Annotated in this window: 17 protein-coding genes; 10 read left to right on the forward strand and 7 right to left on the reverse strand. The window is 68.0% G+C overall.

The annotated features are described in order from the left end of the window. Nucleotides 1–117: 117 nt before the first annotated feature. The 3 genes from ISN75_RS15850 (at nucleotide 118) to ISN75_RS15860 (ending at nucleotide 4,036) form a co-directional block, all read left to right on the forward strand. Nucleotides 118–2,247 carry an AsmA family protein gene (locus ISN75_RS15850; protein WP_343818405.1) on the forward strand — a complete coding sequence of 710 codons (2,130 nt, stop codon included), beginning with the start codon at nucleotides 118–120 and terminating at the stop codon, nucleotides 2,245–2,247. Between the two features lie 115 nt (nucleotides 2,248–2,362). Next, nucleotides 2,363–3,070, forward strand: coding sequence for a PadR family transcriptional regulator (locus ISN75_RS15855; protein ID WP_343818403.1), 708 nt, complete (start codon nucleotides 2,363–2,365; stop codon nucleotides 3,068–3,070). Between the two features lie 174 nt (nucleotides 3,071–3,244). After that, entirely contained in the window at nucleotides 3,245–4,036 is a 792-nt protein-coding gene (locus tag ISN75_RS15860; protein WP_343818402.1) for a siderophore-interacting protein, read from the forward strand. 313 nt (nucleotides 4,037–4,349) lie between these two features. Here the strand turns inward: ISN75_RS15860 and ISN75_RS15865 are convergent, their stop codons facing one another. Further along, complete coding sequence (locus ISN75_RS15865) at nucleotides 4,350–5,255, reverse strand: LysR family transcriptional regulator (protein ID WP_168646903.1); 906 nt, start codon at nucleotides 5,253–5,255, stop codon at nucleotides 4,350–4,352. Nucleotides 5,256–5,368: 113 nt separating this feature from the next. Between ISN75_RS15865 and ISN75_RS15870 the strand changes: the two genes are divergently transcribed. Together ISN75_RS15870 and ISN75_RS15875 are read left to right on the forward strand one after the other, a co-directional pair. After that, nucleotides 5,369–6,247 (forward strand): MBL fold metallo-hydrolase, encoded by an 879-nt coding sequence (locus ISN75_RS15870; RefSeq protein ID WP_343818401.1) that lies wholly within the window; start codon nucleotides 5,369–5,371, stop codon nucleotides 6,245–6,247. Between the two features lie 64 nt (nucleotides 6,248–6,311). After that, entirely contained in the window at nucleotides 6,312–6,950 is a 639-nt protein-coding gene (locus tag ISN75_RS15875) for an NAD(P)-dependent oxidoreductase (protein WP_168646901.1), read from the forward strand. 104 nt (nucleotides 6,951–7,054) lie between these two features. On the opposite strand, the gene ISN75_RS15880 is transcribed toward ISN75_RS15875, so the two are convergent. The 4 genes from ISN75_RS15880 to ISN75_RS15895 form a co-directional block, all read right to left on the reverse strand. Further along, entirely contained in the window at nucleotides 7,055–7,606 is a 552-nt protein-coding gene (locus tag ISN75_RS15880; RefSeq protein ID WP_343818398.1) for a cytochrome c, read from the reverse strand. Nucleotides 7,607–7,619: 13 nt separating this feature from the next. Then, nucleotides 7,620–8,552 carry a copper resistance protein B gene (locus tag ISN75_RS15885; RefSeq protein ID WP_343818396.1) on the reverse strand — a complete coding sequence of 311 codons (933 nt, stop codon included), beginning with the start codon at nucleotides 8,550–8,552 and terminating at the stop codon, nucleotides 7,620–7,622. Then, nucleotides 8,549–10,282, reverse strand: coding sequence for a copper resistance system multicopper oxidase (locus tag ISN75_RS15890; RefSeq protein WP_343818395.1), 1,734 nt, complete (start codon nucleotides 10,280–10,282; stop codon nucleotides 8,549–8,551). The genes ISN75_RS15885 and ISN75_RS15890 overlap by 4 nt, the downstream gene beginning before the upstream one ends. 82 nt (nucleotides 10,283–10,364) lie before the next feature. Beyond that, complete coding sequence (locus ISN75_RS15895; protein ID WP_343818393.1) at nucleotides 10,365–10,742, reverse strand: hypothetical protein; 378 nt, start codon at nucleotides 10,740–10,742, stop codon at nucleotides 10,365–10,367. Between the two features lie 158 nt (nucleotides 10,743–10,900). Here ISN75_RS15895 and ISN75_RS15900 point away from each other — a divergent pair, with 158 nt between their 5' ends. The 3 genes from ISN75_RS15900 to ISN75_RS15910 all read left to right on the forward strand — a co-directional run bounded on the left by ISN75_RS15900 (nucleotide 10,901) and on the right by ISN75_RS15910 (nucleotide 13,419). After that, nucleotides 10,901–11,776: a 23S rRNA (adenine(2030)-N(6))-methyltransferase RlmJ gene (locus tag ISN75_RS15900; RefSeq protein ID WP_167253846.1), complete on the forward strand. Its 876-nt coding sequence runs from the start codon at nucleotides 10,901–10,903 to the stop codon at nucleotides 11,774–11,776. Nucleotides 11,777–11,916: 140 nt separating this feature from the next. Then, nucleotides 11,917–12,429, forward strand: coding sequence for a Slp family lipoprotein (locus tag ISN75_RS15905; RefSeq protein WP_343818391.1), 513 nt, complete (start codon nucleotides 11,917–11,919; stop codon nucleotides 12,427–12,429). 81 nt (nucleotides 12,430–12,510) lie between these two features. Next, nucleotides 12,511–13,419 (forward strand): cation diffusion facilitator family transporter, encoded by a 909-nt coding sequence (locus tag ISN75_RS15910; protein ID WP_167253842.1) that lies wholly within the window; start codon nucleotides 12,511–12,513, stop codon nucleotides 13,417–13,419. Nucleotides 13,420–13,429: 10 nt separating this feature from the next. Here ISN75_RS15910 and ISN75_RS15915 read toward each other — a convergent pair whose 3' ends face one another. Next, nucleotides 13,430–13,819: a VOC family protein gene (locus ISN75_RS15915; RefSeq protein WP_167253840.1), complete on the reverse strand. Its 390-nt coding sequence runs from the start codon at nucleotides 13,817–13,819 to the stop codon at nucleotides 13,430–13,432. 16 nt (nucleotides 13,820–13,835) lie between these two features. Further along, nucleotides 13,836–14,222: an MmcQ/YjbR family DNA-binding protein gene (locus tag ISN75_RS15920; RefSeq protein ID WP_167253838.1), complete on the reverse strand. Its 387-nt coding sequence runs from the start codon at nucleotides 14,220–14,222 to the stop codon at nucleotides 13,836–13,838. 182 nt (nucleotides 14,223–14,404) lie between these two features. Between ISN75_RS15920 and ISN75_RS15925 the strand changes: the two genes are divergently transcribed. Further along, complete coding sequence (locus ISN75_RS15925) at nucleotides 14,405–15,019, forward strand: GNAT family N-acetyltransferase (protein ID WP_343818389.1); 615 nt, start codon at nucleotides 14,405–14,407, stop codon at nucleotides 15,017–15,019. Nucleotides 15,020–15,163: 144 nt separating this feature from the next. Then, nucleotides 15,164–18,622: a transcription-repair coupling factor gene (mfd, locus tag ISN75_RS15930; RefSeq protein WP_343818387.1), complete on the forward strand. Its 3,459-nt coding sequence runs from the start codon at nucleotides 15,164–15,166 to the stop codon at nucleotides 18,620–18,622. The last annotated feature ends 560 nt before the right edge of the window (nucleotides 18,623–19,182 follow it).

A 19,182-nucleotide genomic window follows, 5' to 3' on the forward strand; every position in this document is an offset into this window, starting at 1 on the left:
GCAGGATCAGCCCGCTGCGCGCAGCGTGAACGGGTTCTGAGCGCAGGACCCCGCACATACACAATTTTTTCGCGCATGCGGTTATCTGTCGCGATGGAAGTGGCGCGGGAGGAAGGCATGAAGCGAAGCCGCAAGCTGTGGATCTGGTCGTTAGCCGCACTGCCGGTGGCCTTGCTGGCGCTGGCGGTGCTGATCATCGCCACCTACGACTGGAATCGCCTCAAGCCCACCATCAACGACAAGGTGAGCCAGGCGGTGGGCCGGCCCTTCGTCATCCAGGGCGACCTCAGCGTGGCATGGCGCCGCGAGCCCGGTGAAAGCGGCCTGGGCGGCTGGATTCCGTGGCCGGAACTGATCGCACGCGATATCCGCATCGCCAACCCCGAGTGGGCGAAGCAGCCGCAGTTCGCGCAATTGGACGCAGTGCGCGTGCGCGTGTCGCCGTTGCCGCTGCTGGCGCATCGCATCGTCATTCCCAGCGTGCAGCTGGAACACCCGGTGGTCGATCTCGAACGGCAGGCGCCGGACCAGGCCAACTGGGACTTCGCCTTCGGCAAGAGCGATGAACCTTCGTCGTGGAAGATGGATCTGCGCGCGATCGGCTTCGACCGCGGGCAGATCGGCTACGACGATGCGGTGAGCAAGGTGAAACTGCAGGTGGACGTGCAACCGCTGCAGCAGGCGATTCCGTTCGACCAGATCATGCAGCAGCAGTCCGACGATGCGCGCGACCAGGCCGCACGCACGGCCGGCGGCGCCGCGCGCAAGGCGCTGGCGGCGAGCAAGGAGAAGGACGAGGACAAAGTCGACGCCAAGGCTTCGCGCACGGCCTATCTGTTCGCCTGGCAGGCCACCGGCAGCTACCAGGGCGCGCCGCTCAAGGGCAATGGCAAGACCGGCGGCGTGATCGCGCTGCAGGACACCGACCGTCCGTTCCCGCTGCAGGCCGACGTACATATCGGCGACAGCCATATCGCCCTGGTCGGCACCTTGACCGACCCGCTGCACCTGGGCGCGCTCGATGTGAAGCTGTGGTTCTCCGGCACCAGCATGGCCAAGCTCTACGCCATCACCGGCGTTACGCTGCCGGATACGCCGCCATATGCCACTGAAGGCCATCTCGTCGCGCAGCTCGCGCGCGGCGGCAGCCATTTCAGCTATCGCAACTTCCGCGGCCGCGTCGGCGGCAGCGACCTCGCCGGCAATCTGGATTTCGTCACCGGCGGTGCGCGGCCCAAGCTCAGCGGCACGCTGCGCTCGCAGCTGCTGCAGTTCTCCGATCTGGCCCCGCTGATCGGTGCCGACTCCAATGCCGAGAAGCAGCGCCGTGGCGACGCCACGCCGCAACCGGCGGACAAGGCGCTGCCGGTGGAACCGTTCCGCACCGAGCGCTGGAAAGCCATGGATGCCGACGTGCACTTCACCGGCGCGCGCATCGTGCGCGGCGCGGACCTGCCGATCGATTCGCTGCAGACCCACGTGGTGCTGGACAACGGCGTGCTGCTGCTGGACCCGCTGGATTTCGGCGTGGCCGGCGGCCGCGTCGGCAGCACCGTCCGCCTGGACGGGAGCCAGGCGCCGATGCGCGGCGCGATCGACCTGCGCCTGCGCGGACTGAAACTGAAGCAGCTGTTCCCCACCTTCCAGGCGATGAATGCCAGCTTCGGCGAGATCAACGGCGACGCCAGCCTCAAGGCGCAGGGCAATTCGGTGGCCGCCCTGCTCGGCAGCGCGGACGGTGAACTGAAGCTGCTGATGAACGACGGCGCGATCAGCAAGAACCTGCTCGAAACCGCCGGCCTCAACGTCGGCAATATCGTCATCGGCAAGCTGTTCGGCGACAAGGTGGTGAAGATCAACTGCGCCGCCACGGACTTCGCCGCCGACAACGGCGTGTTCAATACGCGGCTGTTCGTGTTCGACACCGAGGACGCGCTGATCAATGTCGACGGCAAGGTCAACTTCGCCACCGAGCAGCTGGACCTGGACGTGAAGCCGCACAGCAAGGGCCTGCGCGTATTCACCCTGCGCTCGCCGCTGTACGTGCGCGGCACCTTGAAGAACCCCGACGTGGGCGTGCACACCGGCCCGCTGCTGCTGCGCGGCGGCGGCGCCGTGGCGCTGGGCGTGCTCGCCGCGCCGGCCGCGGCCCTGCTGCCGCTGGTGGTGGCCAGCCAGGGCGGCCAGCCGAATACCTGCCAGCGGGTGCTGCAGCAGATGCGTTCGGGCAAGACGCCTTCGAACTAGCCGCATCAATAACTTATGGGTTAAACGATATATCGTCCCGGGACGGCGGGACACTTGCACTCGATATTCTTCCGATATATCGTCAGCGCCAACTTACGATATATCGGAACTCATCATGCGCAGCCCCCGCCACTTCTTCCACGCCCTTCGCCAGTACCACCACCTGCATCACCACTACATGCGCGAACGCTTTCATCCCTTCCAGGCCGACGACATGGACTGGGAAGGCGGCGAGCGCCACGAACGCTACGAACACCACTTCGGCCGCGGCCACCACTTCGGCGACCGCATGGGCGGCGACTTCTTCGCCGAATGGGCCGGCCTGCGCGGCGGCGGCCGCCGCGGCGGCGGTGGCCGCATGTTCGGCCACGGCGACCTGAAGCTGCTGCTGCTGGCGCTGATCGAGCAGCAGCCGCGCCATGGCTACGAACTGATCCGCCTGATCGAAGAGATGTTCCACGGCCACTATTCGCCCAGCCCCGGCGCGATCTACCCCACCCTGACCATGCTCGAGGAACTGGGCCATGCCCAGGTCGAGAACGAACAGGGCGGCCGCAAGCTGTATGCGATTACCGATGCCGGCCGCGCCTTCCTCGACGAGAACCGCGCGGCGGTGCAGGCGGTGATGAGCCGCACCGAGGAAAGCGCGCGCATGGCGGCGCGCATGTCGCTGCCGATGTCGATCCGCAATGCGATGCACGCGCTCAAGCATGCGCTGCTGATGCGCGGCGCCTCCGACTGGAGCAAGGCGGAGACGCAGCGCGTCGCCTCGATCCTGGAAAAGGCCGCCGCCGATATCGCCGCGGGTTCGCGCCGCGAGTGATCCGCGCCATGGCATGTAGCCGGGCCGCGCGCTGCTGCGGCCCGGCTTGAAATACCCGTCGCCGCGGCCCACATCCGCATCGCGACTTTCCCTCCGGCGCCACGCCCCTCGGCCAGCCACCCGGTTTCCGCCCCGCCATGCGCGGTGGCGTTCCCCTTTCGTTCCGAGGTTTTCATGAGCAGACACGAATCCCGCAGGGTGATGCATGAAGTGCGCATGCGCCGGCTCGCAGTACGGCGCGTGGAGCGGCTGACGCCGCACATGCAGCGCATCGTGCTGGGCGGCGCCGAGCTGGAAGGCTTTTTCAGCGGCGCGCCGGACGATCACGTCAAATTGTTCTTCCCCAACGATGCCGGCGAACTGGTGTTCCCCAAGCGCGGGCCGAACGGCCTTGAGTATCCGCCCGGCGCCGATCCTTCGCCGATGCGCGATTACACGCCGCGCCACCACGACACCGTGCATGGCGAGCTGACCGTGGATTTCGTGCTGCATGGCGACGGCCCCGCCTCCACCTGGGCGGATGCGGCCAAGGTCGGCGATGTCATCGGTGCGGGCGGCCCGCGCGGTTCCTTCGTGGTGGCCGACGATTTCGACCATTACGTGCTGGTGGCGGACGAGACCGGCCTGCCGGCGATCGGCCGCTGGCTGGAGGAAATGCCGGCGTCGGCGTCGGCCACCGTGCTGGTGGAAGTGCCCGATGGGTCCGATCGCCAGGTGCTGTTTACCGATGCGCAATGCGACGTGAGATGGTTCGAGCGCGACGGCGTGGATGCCGCGGTCAGCACGCTGCTGGAGGACGCGCTGCGCGGCGTGTCGCCAAAGGGCGATGCGTTCTATTGGATCGCGGCCGAATCGCGGCGCGCGCGCAACATGCGCTTGATGCTTGCGGAGCGTGGCGTGCCGAAGGAATGGGTGCGTGCGACGGGTTATTGGAAGGCCGACGGCACGGACGACGAGGACGAGTAATTCAGCGCGCAAGAACCCCAATGACCTCAGTCAACCCCCTCTCCCCTCCGGGGAGAGGGCTGGGGTGAGGGGCCGGCCGAAGCGAAACGCCGAAGGCTGGCCCCAAGCCCCTTAAGCGAACAGCTCGCATAAAGAACCGTCGTGGCAAGCCCCGCCCCTCACCCCGCCCTCTCCCCGGCGGGGAGAGGGAGAAGTGTGGTTCCCGGGCTAGAATGATTGATCCTTTTAGCCGTCCATCCCTCCATGCCATCCGCCACCCGGGCCCGCCTGCAGATCCTCTTCTGCGTCCTGCTGTGGGGCTTCACCGCCAACGTCATCGAGTGAGCGGCGGCGCCATTTCGCCCTGCAGATGGTCGATGAAGGCGCGCACCTTGGCCGGCGCCTTGCGCCCCGGATACACCGCGTGCACGCCGCCTTCCGGCAGGCGGTACTGCGCCAGCAGCGCGACCAGCCGCCCGGCGCGGATGTCCTCTTCCACCAGGTAATCCGGCAGCACCGCGATGCCCGTGCCCGCCAGCACCAGGCCGCGGACCGCGGCGGCGCTGTTGGCCTGCGCGGCCTGCCGCAGGCGGAGGGTGCGGCGCGCACCGCCCGGGCCGGTGAACTGCCAGCGCAGCGGCACCGGCAGCGCGGACATTGCGATCGCTCCATGCGCGGCCAGATCGTCCAGCCGCCGCGGCGTGCCATGTTCGGCCAGATACGCCGGAGCGCCCACCAGCAGCTGGCGGAAGCTGCCCAGCCGCGTGGCGCGCAAGGTGGAATCGCGCAGCCAGCCGCCGCGGATGGCCAGGTCGAAGCGTTCGGCAATGACGTCGGTGATGTGGTCGCTCAGCACCAGGTCCACCTGCACCGCCGGATAGCGCCGCATGAAGCTGGCCAGCCGCGGCACCACCACCGCGATGCCATAGTCGAGCGAGGCGGTAAGCCGCAAGGTGCCGCGCGGTGCGTCGCGGCTTTCGCCGGCGCGTTCGATCGCCGCTTCCGCATCGGCCAGGATGCGCACGCAATCGGCGTGGAAAGTGGCGCCCGCCTCGGTCAGCGACATGCGCCGCGTGCTGCGCACCAGCAGGGTCACGCCCAGCTCCTGCTCCAGCCGCGCCAGGTGCTGGCTGACCATCGCCTTGGTCATGCCCAGTTCCTCCGCGGCGCGGGTGAAGGAACCGGCGCGCACCAGCGCCGCGAACACCGCCAGTCGGTTGAGATTGACCTCGTGCGCCATGCGCGCCTCCGCTCACTGTCAAGCCAGACTTTACAGTGAATTACCCGTTGATACGTATATCCGTATCAATGATCGGCGCATGCTTCGCCCCGTTCCCATCGCGAGACACTCCCATGCGCAAGCTACGCACTGCCCTGCTGTTGTCCCTCGCCCTGGCCGGCGCGGCCCAGGCCAAGGATGCCGCCCGGCCCCTGAAGCTGGACGTCTACAACCCCGGCGACAAAGGCATCTTTCCGGTCGCTTCAGTGCTGGTCGAAGGCGAGCACGATGCCGTGCTGGTCGACGCGCAGTTCGCCAAGGGCGATGCGCAGAAGCTGGTGGAGAAGATCAAGGCCTCGGGCCGGCACCTGACCACCATCTACATCAGCCACGGCGATCCGGATTACTACTTCGGCCTGGACGTGCTGCACGCCGCCTTCCCCGACGCGAAGATCGTCGCCAGCAAACCCACCGTGGAGCATATCCAGGCCTCGTCGAAGGCGAAGCTCGCGTACTGGGGGCCGATCCTCAAGCAGGATGCGCCCGCCGCACTGGTTGTGCCGGACGTGCTTGAAGGCAACCGCCTGACGCTCGAAGGGCGCGCGCTGGACGTCGTCGGCCTCGACGGCCCGACGCCGGAGCGCAGCTTCGTCTGGATTCCCTCGCTGAAGGCGGTGGTCGGCGGCGTGGTGGTGTTCGGCAACCTGCATGTATGGATGGCCGATACGCAGACGCCGGCATCCCATGCGCAGTGGCTCGCCACGCTCGACCGCATCGAACAGCTCAAGCCGGCGAAGGTAATCCCGGGCCACTACCAGGAAGGCACGCCGTTCGACCTGAGCCAGGTGCGCTACACCCGCGGCTACATCCAGGCCTATGACGCCGAAGCCGCCAAGGCCAAGGACGCCGCCGCGCTCGTCGCCGCGATGGAAAAGCGCTACCCCAAGGCCGGCGAGAAAGCATCGCTGGAACTGAGCGCGAAAGTCAGCAAGGGCGAGATGCAATGGCCGTAAGCCACAGCATGTCGTCCGCAACCTCCCCCTTTCTTTATCGACTGTCCCTCACCGGAGCTCGCTTATGAAAATCGCACTGTTCGGCGCCACCGGCCATATCGGCCAGGGCATCCTCGACGAAGCGCTCGCGCGCGGTTACGACGTGGTCGCGGTCGTCCGCGATGCTGCGCGCCTGCCGCAGAAGAATGCCAAGCTCACCGTGGTCACCGGCGACGCAGCCAGGCCGGAAAGCTGGAGCGACGCCGTGCGCGGCGCCGATGCCGCGGTGGCCAGCCTGTCGGCACGCCGCGATGGCGATCCGGAGCTGGTGCCCGCCAACGCCCGCGTGCTGATCGGAAACCTGCCCAAGGCCGGCGTGCAGCGCCTGTTCTGGGTGGGTGGCGCGGGCACGCTGGAAGTGGCGCCGGGCAAGCGGGTGATCGACGACGCGCATTTCCCGGCGGCGTGGAAGCCGGAAGCGGAGGCGCAGGGAAAGGCGCTGGAAGTGTTTCGCGCCAGCCAGGGCATTACGTGGACGTACCTGAGTCCTGCTGCGTTGATCGAGCCGGGCGAGCGCACCGGCAAGTATCGCGTGGGTGGCGAGCAACTGCTGGTGGATGCCCAGGGCAACAGCCGGATTTCGATCGCCGATTACGCGGCCGGGTTGCTGGATCGCGTGGAGAAGCGGGATGCGGAGAACAAGCGCATCACGCTCGCCTACTGATCGACTCGCCTTCACTCGGGCGTAGGTTGGGGTGAGCGGCCAGCGAACCCCAACGTGGCGATACGTTGGGGTTCGCCTTCGGCTCACCCCAACCTACGCGATGTTCAATGATCGTCGTCATGCTCGTCGTCGTGATGATGATGCCCACCACCATGCCCATCGTCCCCCGCCGATCCCGCCATCACCTCGAACGCCGCCTCGTCCTGCTTCGGCAGCACCTGCAGGAACGCCACCATATCCCAGATCGCCGCATCGTCATGGCTGCGGCCCCAGGCCGGCATCGCGCTCATCTTCACGCCATGCTTGATCGTCCAGAACGCCTCCGCCGGATCGTGCACGCCATGCCTCGCCAAGTCCGGCGGCTGCGGATACAGGCCCTTGCGCAACTCGGTATCGCGCATGCCGGGCGTCAGATGGCAGGAGCTGCACATCTCGGCGTAATGCATCGCGCCGCGGCGGATGCGCGCCGGATCGTCCAGCGCGGGCACGGCGATACCGGCGGCCTGCTTCTCGATCGAACGATCGCGCAGCACCTCCACCGCACGTTCGGTCACGGCCCAATGCGGCTGGTCGGCGCCGATCGGATAGACGCCGGAATACACGAAGGCCGCCGCGGCAACCGTCGCCAATACAAGAAACAACAGCAAAGCTTTCATCGCAGGATCCTCCTCAGAACCAGAGCCGCACGCCGGCCAGCCAGGTCGTCTCGCGACGCGGCAGGCCGGTGGGCAGACCATTGGGTTGGCCAAAACGCCGCGTGTGGTTCACGCCGATATACGGCGCGAAGCGGCGGCTGAATTCGTAGCGCAGGCGCAGGCCCGCTTCGGCTTCGGACAGGCCGGCGCGGATGCCGCGTTGCGGGTCGTCCTTGCCGTAGAAGTTCACTTCCAGCTCCGGCGCCAGGATCAGCCGCTGGGTGAAGCGCAGGTCGTAGCTGCTCTGCAGGCGCAAGGCGGTGCGTCCCCGCGTACCGGCGTAGAACGTCGCCTGCGTTTCGAACCAGTACGGCGCCAGGCCTTGCACGCCCGCGGCCACCCATTGGCGGTCCGGGCCATGGCCGAAGTCGTGGCGCACGCCGAGCTGCCAGTCCCAGAACGTGCTGAACGCGTGGCCCCACAGCACTTCGGCGCGCGCATCCTGCGTGCCTTCCGCGCTGCGCTCGCCTTCGGTGCGCAACCACACGCGGTTGGTGTCGCTGCCCCACCAGCCTTCGGCCTCCCATGCGGTGGCGTAGTCGCCGCCGACGCCGCGTGTGCGTTCGAGGCGATCGAACAGCCACATGCCGCGCTTGGCCAGGTCGTCCATCTGCATCATGTCCACCATGTGCTCCGGCGGCATCGGCGCGGGCTGGTGTTGCGGAGGCGGCGGCGGAACGTGGCCGTTCGGCGGCAACGCGGCCGGCATCGGCATGGCGTGGCCGGCATGCTCATCTTGCGGATCCATCTGCATGCCCGGCATGTCGTCCATCGCCTGCGGCTGCGCGAGAGCCTTGGCCGGCGCCGGTGGATGATGATGTTCGTGCCCTTGCATGGCGTCCTGCGCGGCCGCGGCAAACGGCAACAGCAAGAGCAGCGCGGCAAGTGCATTGCGCTTCGTCCTCATGCCACCACCACCTCGCGGAACATGCCCGCCTCCATGTGGTAGAGCAGATGGCAGTGGTAAGCCCAGCGGCCCAGCGCATCCGCGTTGACGCGGTAGCTGAGCTGCTGCGCCGGCTGCACCACCACGGTGTGCTTGCGCACCTGGAAATCGCCATGCTCGTTTTCCAGCTCGCTCCACATGCCGTGCAGGTGGATCGGGTGGGTCATCATGGTGTCGTTGACCAGGGTGATGCGCACGCGCTCGCCATGCTTCAGGCGCAGCGGTTCGGCGTTGGAGAAACGCGTGCCGTCGAACGACCACAGATAGCGTTCCATATTGCCGGTCAGGCGCAGGGTGAGTTCACGGTCCACCTCGGGCGAGATCGGCGCATCCACCGCATGCAGATCGGCATAGCTGAGCGCGCGGCGGCCGGTATTGCGCAGGCCCACGCCGGGGTCGTCGAGATTGCGGCGCGGCTGCGGCACGCGCATGTCCACTTCCACGCCGGTCTTCAGCGCGGGCATGGCTGCCATGCCGTGGTTGCCGTGATCCATGCCGCTCATATCGCCCATGTCGTGGCTCATACCCTCATGCCCCATGCCCACGTGACCCATGGAACCCATCATGTCGCCCATGCTCAGCAGCGGGCGCGGATCCAGCGGCGGCACCTCCGCCGCCATGCCCGCGCGCGGCGCCAGCGTGGCGCGGGCGTAGCCGCTGCGGTCCATGCTCTGCGCGAAGATGGTCCAGGCGCGGTCGGCGGACGGCTCCACGATCACGTCGTAGGTCTCGGCCGTGCCGATACGGAATTCGTCCACCGTCACCGGCTCCACCGGCTGGCCGTCGGCGGCGATCACGGTCATCTTCAAACCAGGAATGCGCACGTCGAAGAAGGTCATCGACGAACCGTTGATAAAGCGCAGCCGCACCTTCTCGCCCGCCGCGAACAGGCCGGTCCAGTTGCCGGCCGGCGCGCGACCATTGACCAGATAGGTGTAGGCCATGGCGGAAACGTCGGCGAGGTCGGTGGGGTCCATGCGCATCTGCTGCCACATGCGCCGTTCCGCCAGCGCGCCGCTCAAACCCTGCCGGCGCACGTCGCCGGCGAAATCGCCCACCGTGCGCTTGCCCAGGTTGTAGTAGCCGCTCTGCTTCTTGAGGTTGGCGTAGATGCGCTCGGGGTCGGTATCGGTCCACTCGCTCAGCAGGATGGTGTAGTCGCGCTGCGCGGCATGCCGTTCGCCGTCGCGCGGCTCGATCACGATCGGGCCGTACAGGCCGATCTGTTCCTGGAAGCGCGAATGGCTGTGATACCAGTAGGTGCCGGCCTGGTTCACGCTAAAGCGGTAGAGGTATTCGCCGCCCGGCGGAATGCCGTCGAAGCTGATGCCGGGCACGCCGTCCATGTCCGCCGGCAGCACGATGCCATGCCAGTGGATGGAACTGGTCACCGGCAGGCGGTTGCGCACGCGCAAGGTGACGGTGTCGCCCTGGCGCCAGCGCAGCAGCGGTGCGGGCAACTGTCCGTTGACCACGGTGGCGATGCGCCGCCGCCCGGTGAAATCGACCGGCAGCTCGCCGATCTCCAGTTCGAAATGCGTGCCGCTGAGTTCGGCGCGTGGCGCTTGGGCGATCTGCGCCAGCGCATCGCCGCGCCACAGGCCGAGGCCGGCGGCCACGCCGCCCAGGGCCAGGCCTTGTACGAAACGCCGTCGCGGCAGCTGGAGGCCGCGCGGATCTTGCTTGTTCATGCTGAAACTCCGTCATGCTCGTGCCTGCCGCGCAGGCATGGATAAAGAGCGGCCGGCGTAGCGGCCGCGCCACGCACGACAGTCAGGCCGACGGAGGTCTCAAGGGAGGTTTGGCGAGCCGTTGCGGCGCGGCTTCGCTGCCGCGCGGCGCACCTAAGCGCTCGGGCGAAGGATGCGCGGCGGCGACGATGGCGACGCCATCCAGCCTGGCCGGCGCATGCGCGCAGGTGCAATCCGGCGCCGCGTGGCCATGCGTATGCGGCGCCTGCGGTTGCGCGTCGTGCATGCCATGCATGCCGGCATGGCCGTCCATCTGCATCGCCTTGGCCGGCGCCGGCCGCATGTCGTCGCAGCAGCCGCCCGCGGCCCAGGCCATGCCCGCCAGCAGCAGCCACGCGCACAGCGCCAGCGCGAACAGGGCGCGGGAACGGCGTAGCGATTGCAGGAGGCGATGGAACATGAGCCGGAGGATGCCAGCGGGCACCAGGGGGAACAACTCTGGAGTTGGCTTCAAGCGGCTTCACCGCATGGCGTAGGTTGGGGTGAGCCCCAGGCGAACCCCAACATGGCGGCAACGTTGGGGTTCGCCTGGGGCTCACCCCAACCTACAATGGCGGAATGAACTATCGCCACGCCTACCACGCCGGCAATTTCGCCGATGTCCTCAAGCACACCGTGCTGTTCGCCCTGATCGAGGCAATGAAGGCCAAGCCCACGCCGTTCTGCCTGATCGACACGCATGCGGGCAGCGGCTGCTATGCGCTCGACAGCGCCGAAGCGGGCAAGACCGGCGAATACAAGGACGGCATCGCCCGCCTGCTGTTCCCCGACCTGCACCAGAGCACTCCTTCCGGCCCGCTGCCGCCGCTGCTGCGCCACTGGCTGGACTCGGTGCTGGCGCTGCCCGGCAACAAGGACGGGCTGCGCCTGTATCCGGGTTCGCCGCTGCAGGCCGCCAATGCCCTGCGCGAGATCGACAGCGCGCAGCTGTGCGAACTGCAGCCGGACGAAGCCACGCGCCTGCGCGAGCTGTTCCATCACGACCGCCGCGTGCACGTGCACGAGCGCAACGGCTACGAAGCCTTGAAAGGCCTGCTGCCGCCGAAGGAAAAGCGCGGCCTGGTGCTGATCGATCCGCCGTACGAGGCGCAGGAAGCCGAGTACCGCACCATCGAGCAGGCGCTGAAAGCCGCGCTGCTGCGCTGGCCGACCGGCGTGTATGCGGTGTGGTATCCGATCAAGCTGCGCAGCCAGGTGCAGCCGTTCCTGCGCTGGGTGCAGCACAGCGGCGTGCGCCGCGCGCTGCGCGCGGAACTGCTGCTGCGTCCGGACGACTCGCCGCTGCGCCTCAACGGCTCGGGCATGGTCATCCTCAATGCGCCGTGGAAGTTCGACGAGGTGCTGCGCGAACCGCTGCGCGCGATGAGCCGGCTGCTGTCGCAGGAGCGCCCGGCCAACTGGAAGCTGGACTGGCTGATCCAGGAAGCCGACTGAGCCGCTATCGCCTCCGGCCGCCCCGCGGCTAAGCTTGGCGCCGCGTCCGCGCACGCGCGCGGACACTCGACCTGGCGCGCCCTCGCGCAGACACTCGACCCGCGCCGTCCCACCGTCCCACCTCACGCAAGAGACCGACCATGCGCATGCCGAACGCCTATCTCGTCCTTCGCCTGGCGGCCGCCGCCGCCCTGCTCGGCCTGAGCGCCTGCGCGCCCGCGCCGATCTACAAGTCCACCGGCACCCTCGCCGCCGCGCCGTTCAACGTGGCCGAGGCGCCGGAGCGCTACAGCAATGCGCCGGTGATCTGGGGCGGCCGCGTGGTGGCGGTGCGCAACCTGCCGGACCGCAGCGAGATCGAAGTGCTGGCCTATCCGCTCGATGGCTCGCAGCGCCCTAAGGCCAACGACAGCGGCCTGGGCCGCTTTATCGCCACCATGCCAGGCTATGTGGAACCGATGGACTACCCGGCCGGCGCGCTGATGACCATCGACGGCCAGATCAACGGCAGCCGCGCCGGCAAGGTCGGCGAGGCGCCGTATGTGTTCCCGCTGGTGAAGGTGAACCAGTCGCACGTGTGGACCGCCAGCGAGCTGAGCAGCGGCAAGAACAACGTGCATTTCGGCGTGGGCGTGGGCGTCGGCATCCGCTGACGCGCGCTTTATTTACTGCATGGGCGTCGGCATCCGCTGACGCGCGCTTCATTCATTACTTAGGTTTCAGGGAAGAGTCCGATGTCGGGTCATGCGAATTCGTTGAAGGCGGTACTGCTGGCGCTGGGCGCCAACTTCGCCATCTTTCTCAGCAAGCTCGCCGCCGCGGTGCTGACCGGCTCCGGCGCGATGCTGGCCGAGGCGATCCATTCGCTGGCCGACTGCGGCAACCAGGGCCTGCTCCTGCTGGGCATGCGCCAGGCCAAGCGCCCGCCCAGCGAGGACTATCCGCTGGGCTGGGGCCGCGCGCTGTATTTCTGGTCCTTCCTGGTGGCCATCCTGCTGTTCAGCGTGGGCGGCATGTTTTCCATCTACGAGGGCGTGCACAAGCTCGGTTCGCCCGAGCCGCTGCAGCGTCCGTGGCTGGCGGTGGGCGTGCTGGTGTTCGGCATCGTGATGGAAGGCATCTCGATGCGCGGTTGCATGCAGGAAGTGAACAAGGCGCGCGACGGCATGGGCCTGTGGCAGTGGTTCCGCGAGACGCGTTCGAGCGAGCTGCTGGTGATCTTTGGCGAAGACCTGGCCGCCCTGCTCGGCCTGGCGCTGGCGCTGCTGGCGATCCTCGCCACCATCCTCACCGGCAACCTGCTGTTCGATGCGGTCGGCACCATCGCCATCGGCGTGCTGCTGGTGGTGGTCGCCATCGCCGTGGCGGTGGAAGTGAAAGCCCTGCTGATCGGCCAGGGCGTGGAGCCGCGCCGCCGCCAGGAGCTGCTGGCGTTCCTGGCCGAGCGGCCGGAAGTGGCCGAGGTGCTGAACCTGATCACCCTGCAGCTGGGCCCGGACGTGATGGTCTCGGTGAAGGCGCGCATGGCGCCGGCGGCGGACAATCTCGCGCTGATCCACAACATCAATGCGGTGGAGCGCGCCATGAAGGCGCGCTTCCCGGACGTGGCGTGGAGCTTCTTCGAACCGGACGTGGCGGACTGAGCGCAACGCCTTACTTGCGCTGCAGCAGATCCCACTTGTTGCCGTAGAGGTCCTGGAACACCACCACGGTGCCGTAGGCCTCTTCGCGCGGTTCCTCGCAGAAGGTGCAGCCTGCGGCTTTCATGCGTTCGTAGTCGCGCCAGAAATCGTCGGTATTGAGCAGCAGGAACACGCGGCCGCCGGCCTGGTGGCCGATCGAGGCGCGCTGTTCCTCGTTGGAGGCGCGGGCCAGCAGCAGGCGCGTTTCGGTGGAGCCGCGCGGCGCCAGCACCACCCAGCGTTTTTCCTCGTCCAGGCGGGTGTCTTCGACCAGCTCGAAATTCATCACGCGGGTGTACCAGGCGATGGCCTGGTCGTAGTCGGCCACGAGCAGCGCCAGGGCGCCGAGATGCTGTTTCATCGTTATTCCCGTCGATTCAGGCCGGCGGCAGGGGCGCCAGCTCTTTCTGCAGTTTCTTGGTGAGCTTGGCGCGCACCAGGGTGTAGGAGTCGCGCACCATCGCTTCCAGCTCGCCGGTGGCGAAGCGCTCCGGCTCCACCACGGCGACCCAGTGCGCGCGGGCCAGGTAGGGCGATGGGACGATGCCCGGCTGGTCGGTCAGCTCCAGGAAGCGGTCGTCGGCCACCTTCAGCGCCAGGCGGTGGCCATGGGCCGCCTGCTCGGCGCGGGTGATGGCGAACATCTTGCCGCCCACGCTGAAGACCAGGTCCTCGCCCCATTTGATGTCGCGGGTCACTCCCGGCCAGGCCCCGCACAGGGCTTCCAGCTGAACCACCGTCATGCCCTTGCCGGCCTTGCCCATGCCCTGCTCCCTGTCGGCGCCATCTGGCCGATCGTCCGCGCATTGTGGCGACTCGGCCGGAGGCCGTCTCCCCGGAGGCGTGCCGGGCCGCAACATGAACGGACTCAAGCGCGACGTAAAGCCACGCCCGTACACCAGTTTTGTTCATGTTGCGATGCACACAATACGGTAAAGTACGGAACATGGCTGCGAACTTCCTTACCGATATGTCCCCCGCCCGTCGTCCCCTGCCCCCGCCCAGCAACGAGCGCTTCGCACGCCCCCGGCTGGCCGAGGTCCGCACCTCGCCCAAGGGTGAGCTGGTCCGCACCCGCGACGGCCGCGAGCTGCGCCTGCGCGCGATCGAGCCGGGCGACGTGGCAGCGCTGCAGCGCTGCTTCGGCCGGCTGTCGCCGGAGGACATCCGCCGCCGCTTCCTGCACGCCATGTCCGAGCTGCCGGCGCCGATGGCGCAGCGGCTGAGCCGGGTGGACCCGGCCGTCGAAAGCGCCTACGTGCTGATGGACGAGACCGTGCAGCCGGCGGAAATGCGCGGGGTGGGCCGCATCTATGTGGACGAGGCGGCCAACAGCGCGGAATTCTCGGTGCTGGTGGAGCGCGACTGGGCCCGCGTCGGCCTGGGCGCCCTGCTGATGCAGCGCCTGGTCGACGACTGCCGCCAGCGCGGCCTGGCCGAGCTCTGGGGCTACGTGCTGCTGGAGAACCGCCCGATGCTGCAGCTGTGCAAGGAACTGGGCTTCGTGCGCCGCCTGAGCCCGGAGGAACCCGGCACCACGCAGATCTCCCTGCGGCTCTGAGCCGCGGCACCGCGGTGGCGCATACACCGCGGCAAACTCCCATATGACTTCCGACCGCCCCGGCTCGCCGGGGCGGTCGCGTTACACTTGCCCGCTTTCACCGGCGCGGCCGTCCTGGCCGAACCCACGGAACGCCAGCGCGACATGCCCAGTCCTATTCTGCTCCCCGCCCTTCCCACCACGCCCAAGCACCGCCGCTACTGGACGCCGCCGCACGGCTCCTCGCGCGCCCTGCTGGTGGCCGAAGCCGCCCGCGCGCACGCCGGCCTGCTGGTGGCGGTGACGCGCGACACGCAGCGCGCGCACGCGCTGGAGGACGAGCTGAAGCTGTTCGCCGGCGACCTGCCGGTGCTGCATTTCCCGGACTGGGAAACCCTGCCCTACGACATCTTCAGCCCGCATCCGGAGATCGTCTCCCAGCGCATCGCCACCCTCTACAGCCTGCCGTCGACCAGGCGCGGCGTGCTGGTGGTGCCGGTGGCCACGCTGATGCAGCGCATCGCGCCGCACAGCCACGTGACCGGCTCCGGCCTGGTGCTGAAGAAGGGCCAGAAGCTGGATCTCTCCGCCGAGCAGCGCCGGCTGGAAGCGGCCGGCTACCGCAACGTGCCGCAGGTGGCCGAGCCCGGCGACTTCGCCGTGCGCGGCGCGCTGATCGACATCTTCCCGATGGGCGCGGGCGAGCCGTACCGCATCGAGCTGTTCGACGACGAAGTGGAATCGATCCGCAGCTTCGATCCGGAAACCCAGCGCTCGCAGCAGCCGGTGGAAAAAGTGGAGCTGCTGCCGGCACGCGAATTCCCGCTCACCGAACAGGCCGCCAAGGATTTCCGCGGCAAGCTGCGCGAGCGCTTCCCGATCGACGTGCGCCGCTGCCCGCTGTACCAGGACATGAAGGAAGGCGTGACGCCCGGCGGCATCGAGTACTACCTGCCGCTGTTCTTCGAGCAGACCGCCACCTTGTTCGACTACCTCGGCGAGGGCGCCGTCTTCCTGCTGGGCGAAGAGGCGCTGGAATCGGCCGAACAGTTCTGGCAGCAGACCGGCGAGCGCTACGACCAGCGTGCGCACGACATCGAACGCCCGGTGCTGCCGCCGGCCGAGCTCTACCTGCCGCCGGAACAACTGCGCGAACAGCTCAACCGCCGACTGCGCGTTGAAGTGGTGCCCAGCGGCCACGAACACGCCGCCGACATCGGCACCCAGCCGGCGCCTGAGCTGCCGCTCAACCGCAAGGGCGAAGAACCCGGCACCTCGCTGCGCCATTTCCTGGGCAGCTATCCGGGCCGCGTGCTGATCGCCGCCGATTCGGCCGGCCGCCGCGAAGCGCTGATCGAAACCCTTGCCGCGGCGGGGCTGAAGCCCGACAGCATCGACGGCTGGCCGCGCTTCCTGGCGGCGGACGGCGGCGGACCTAAATTCGCCATCGCCATCGCGGGCCTGGAGCAAGGCTTCGCGCTTAAATCGCCGGCGATCACCGTACTCACCGAGCGCGAGCTGTACGGCGAGCGCGTGCGCACCGAGCGCAAGCGCCGCCGCGGCGCGGCGCGCGATCCGGACGCGATCATCCGCGACCTCACCGAGCTGACCATCGGCGCGCCCATCGTGCACGTCGACCACGGCGTGGGCCGCTACCAGGGCCTGGTGTCGATGGAGCTGGGCGGCACCGAGGGCGAGTTCCTCACCATCGAGTACGCCAAGGGCGACAAGCTCTACGTGCCGGTGGCGCAGCTGGGCCTGGTCAGCCGCTACACCGGCACCGCGCCGGAACTGGCGCCGCTGCATTCGCTGGGCGGCGACGCCTGGGAACGCGCGCGCCGCAAGGCGGCGGAGAAGGTGCGCGACGTGGCCGCCGAACTGCTGGCCATCTATGCGCAGCGCGAGGCGCGCGGCGGCGAATCGCTGCCGATCGACCGCCAGCTGGTGGAAGAATTCGGCGCCAGCTTCCCGTTCGAGGAAACCCCGGACCAGGCCCAGGCGATCGAAGCCGTGCTCGGCGACCTCGCCGCGCCGCGCGCAATGGACCGCGTGATCTGCGGCGACGTCGGCTTCGGCAAGACGGAAGTCGCGCTGCGCGCCGCGTTCGCGGCCGCCACCGCCGGCAAGCAGGTGGCGGTGCTGGTGCCCACCACCTTGTTGGCGCAGCAGCACTTCCGCAACTTCGCCGACCGCTTCGCCGACTGGCCGGTGCGTGTGGACGTGCTGTCGCGCTTCAAGTCCACCAAGGAAGTGAACGACGCGCTGAAGCGCCTGGCCGAAGGCCAGATCGACGTGATCATCGGCACGCACAAGCTGCTGCAGCCGGATATCCGCTTCAAGAATCTGGGCCTGGTGATCGTCGACGAGGAGCAGCGCTTCGGCGTGCGCCAGAAGGAGCAGCTGAAGAAGCTGCGCGCCGAAGTCGACCTGCTGACCATGACCGCCACGCCGATCCCGCGCACCTTGAACATGGCGATGAGCGGCCTGCGCGACCTGTCCCTGATCGCCACGCCGCCGGCGCACCGCATGGCGGTGCGCACCTTCGTCAGCGCGTGGGATCCGGCCACGGTGCGCGAGGCGTTCCAGCGCGAGCTGGCGCGCGGCGGCCAGGTGTACTTCCTGCACAACGAGGTGGACAGCATCGAGCGCACCGCGCGCGAGCTGCAGGAGCTGATCCCGGAAGCGCGCATCGGCATCGCCCACGGCCAGATGGCCGAGCGCGAACTGGAACAGGTGATGGCGGACTTCCATCGCCAGCGCTTCAACGTGCTGGTGTGCACCACCATCATCGAGACCGGCATCGACATCCCCACCGCCAACACCATCATCATCGACCGCGCCGACCGCTTCGGCCTGGCCCAGCTGCACCAGCTGCGCGGCCGCGTGGGGCGTTCGCACCACCGCGCCTATGCCTATCTGGTCGTGCCGGACCGCAAGGCGATGACGGCGGACGCGGAGAAGCGCCTGGAAGCGCTGGCTTCGCTCGAAGAACTGGGCGCGGGCTTTACGCTGGCCACGCACGACCTGGAAATCCGCGGGGCGGGCGAGCTGCTCGGCGACGAGCAGTCGGGGCAGATCCAGGAGATCGGCTTCGGGCTGTACACGGAATTGCTGGAGCGCGCGGTGCGTGCGCTGAAGTCGGGCAAGGTGCCGGACTTCGACCTCAGCTCCGAGCACGAGACCGAGGTGGAACTGCATCTGCCGGCCTTGATCCCCGACGACTACCTGCCCGACGTGCACACCCGCCTGACGCTCTACAAGCGCATCGCCAGCGCGCGCCACGACGAGGCGCTGCGCGACCTGCAGGTGGAAATGATCGACCGCTTCGGCCTGCTGCCGGAGCAGGCCAAGACGCTGTTCGCCATCGCCGGCCTGAAGCTGATGGCGACGCCGCTGGGCATCCGCAAGCTGGACTTCGGGCCGAACGGCGGTCGCATTACTTTCCGCGAGAAGCCCGAGGTGGATCCGCTGGCGATCATCCGCCTGATCCAGGGCCAGCCGCGCGTGTACAAGCTGGATGGCCAGGACAAGCTGAAGGTGCTGCTGGAGTTGCCCGGGGCGGCGGAGCGCATCCGCACGGCGCAGGAGATTCTGGTGCAGTTGGGGGCGCGGAGGCCCGCTTGATGCTCGTCATTCCGGCGTAGGGCGGGGTTCAATTTCTGTCGCCTGGTTTTTTGCGTTACCGCGACCTGGCCGCTTATGCAGCGGGCATTTCGGACGCCTGCCGGCGCCCGAGTCACTTTCTCTTTGCTGGCTCAAAGAGAAAGTAACCAAAGAGAAATAGCCTTAGAGCAAAGGCTCGCGACGCGACTAGAAGGAGCGGTGGGCGGCTGCGGTAACCTGATTAACCTGGGTCTACACGAAACATCAGTGCGTTTACGTAACGGCTGCTTCAACGTGCCGTGGCCGAGAGGATGTTCAGTGACTGAGGCCAGCTTTTAGGCTCAGCCCTGTTCGTCGCGTAAGCGCACGGCGTAGGTTGGGGTGAGCCATAGGCGAACCCCAACGTGGCGAGGCGCGGGAAGGTGCGAATGTTGGGGTTCGCCTGCGGCTCACCCCAACCTACGCCACGGCAAGATTTAACGTTGCGCTCCGCCCGGCCCCTCACCCTGCCCTCTCCCCGGAGGGGAGAGGGGTGTAGTGGTGAGGTAGGCAGGAACGAAGAGCCAAAGCTGGCCTCAATC

Origin of the sequence: Dyella marensis (assembly GCF_049532885.1) — a bacterium.
GTDB classification, from domain to species: Bacteria; Pseudomonadota; Gammaproteobacteria; order Xanthomonadales; family Rhodanobacteraceae; genus Dyella_D; species Dyella_D marensis.